The sequence below is a fragment of the Tepidiforma sp. genome, assembly GCF_034432735.1.
GTDB lineage: Bacteria > Chloroflexota > Dehalococcoidia > Tepidiformales > Tepidiformaceae > Tepidiforma.
Map to the genome: position 1 here is coordinate 1 of NZ_DAOUBJ010000148.1, position 1,789 is coordinate 1,789.

At 67.6% G+C, this 1,789-nt stretch carries 2 protein-coding genes; both read right to left on the reverse strand.

Features of this window, described 5'->3' with window-relative positions:
• Positions 1-179: 179 nt before the first annotated feature.
• Entirely contained in the window at positions 180-1,148 is a 969-nt protein-coding gene (rsmH, locus tag VAE53_RS12635; RefSeq protein WP_322819733.1) for a 16S rRNA (cytosine(1402)-N(4))-methyltransferase RsmH, read from the reverse strand.
• Positions 1,149-1,158: 10 nt separating this feature from the next.
• Positions 1,159-1,629: a hypothetical protein gene (locus tag VAE53_RS12640; RefSeq protein WP_322819734.1), complete on the reverse strand. Its 471-nt coding sequence runs from the start codon at positions 1,627-1,629 to the stop codon at positions 1,159-1,161.
• Positions 1,630-1,789 lie beyond the last annotated feature (160 nt).

Below are 1,789 nucleotides of genomic sequence, written 5' to 3' on the forward strand. Positions count from 1 at the left end.
TCTGGTTTGGATATCGAAGCCTTGGCTGGTGACGAAGCTGTTTTGGAGGACGGGGAGCAAGGCGGCGAAGAGGAGGAAGCCGAGGGCGGCGACGACGCCCCAGTGTGGGCGGAGGGTGGGTGCGGGAAGCCGTAGCGGGCGGCGCGCGCCGCCGAGGGGGTGGTTGATGGCGGCCATGGCTAGTCTCTCCGTTCGGCTGCCCGGAGGACGGCGCTGCGGGCGCGGGGGTTCCGGGCGATTTCGGCGGCTGTGGGGCGCACCGCTCGACGGGTGAGGATCTGGAGCCGGGGCCGATGACTGCAGCGGCACTCGGGGAGTTCGGGCGGGCAGATGCAGGTTGCGGCTTGTTGCTGGAGGTACTGTTTGACGATGCGGTCTTCGAGGGAGTGGAAGGCGATGACGACGAGCCGTCCGGGGTGGTGGTGGGTGTTTCCAGGGTCGAGCAGGCCGTGGGCGAGCGGAAGTGCCAGGCGAAGGCTGTCGAGTTCACCGTTCACCTGGATCCGGAGCGCCTGGAAGACTCGGGTGGCGGGGTTGATTGGGGTGCGTCTTCCGACGCTCCCCACGGCCTGCCCGACGACACTGGCGAGGTGGGTTGTCGTTCGCAGGGGCTGGCGTTTGCGCGCGGCGACGATGGCACGCGCGATGCGCCGGGCTTGTCGCTCTTCGCCGTATTGGTGGAAGAGCGCTGCGAGCGACGTTTCGTCCCAGGTGTTCACGATGTCGGCGGCGGTTGGGCCGCCGGCGGTGGGGTCCATGCGCATGTCGAGGGGGCCTTCGAGGGTGAAGGCGAAGCCTCGCTGTGCGGTTTCGATCTGGAAGCTGGAGAAGCCCAGGTCGAAGAGGACTCCGTTGGCTCGTGAGACGCCTGCTTCCGCGGCGACGTTGTCGAGTTCGCGGAAGTTCGCGTGGACGAAGCTGACCCGCCTCCCAAACGGTGTCAGCCTCGCGCGCGCGAACTCCAGCGCCTCGGGGTCTTGGTCGATGCAGAGGAGGCGCCCGGTGGGGCCGAGCCGGCGGGCGATGGCTTCGGCGTGTCCTCCGAGTCCGGCGGTGCAGTCGATGTAGGTGCCGTCTTGCTGGACGTCGAGGTAGTGGAGTGCTTCTTGGAGGAGGACGGGCTGGTGGGCGGGGAGCGAGGATGTCATGACGACCACGTTACGCTCCTCCCTGGGGTGTTGGCCGTGCGGGTGCGAAGCCGGAGGCGGCGAGCTGGGCGCGGGCGCGTTTGCGTTCGGCTTCGCGAGCGTCGTAGATGGCTTTGCTCCAGATTTCGATGCGACGGCCGACGCCGACGACTTTGACGTCGCGTGTTTTTGCGTCGCGGCTGATGCCGGCGCGCTGGGCGAGGTCGTCGGGGAGGTTGATGCGCCCCTGGCTATCGATCTGGGCGGGCCAGAAGTTGGCGAAGAAGTCGCGGCGGGCGTCTTCGGCGAGGGGGTCGCCTTCGGGGAGGGCGTCGAAGATGGCGGCTTGGCGTTCGAATTCTTGTTCGGGGTAGATGTGGAGGCATTCGTCGGCGCCGGCACCGAGGTAGAGGCCGTCTTTGAGGGCGGTGCGAAAGGGCGGCGGGATGGGGACTCTCCCGCGGTCGTCGAGTGTGTAGTCGTAGGCGCCTGAGAAGCGCATGGCATGCCCTCGTGCCTTTCTGGGGTGGGGGCGGGCCGGGCCCTCGGAGGTGAGGGTTGGAGCACCACTACTCCCCATTTCTCCCCATTCATCCCCCGCGGGCATAGTAGGTTCCCCCGAGAGGCGGTGTCAACTGGTTTTTTGGGATTTGCGGGCTGGA

Excerpts from the sequence above, each read along its gene's own strand:
- rsmH (WP_322819733.1), bottom strand. The coding sequence starts at position 1,148 with ATGACATCCTCGCTCCCCGCCCACCAGCCCGTCCTCCTCCAAGAAGCA.
- VAE53_RS12640 (WP_322819734.1), bottom strand. The coding sequence starts at position 1,629 with ATGCGCTTCTCAGGCGCCTACGACTACACACTCGACGACCGCGGGAGA.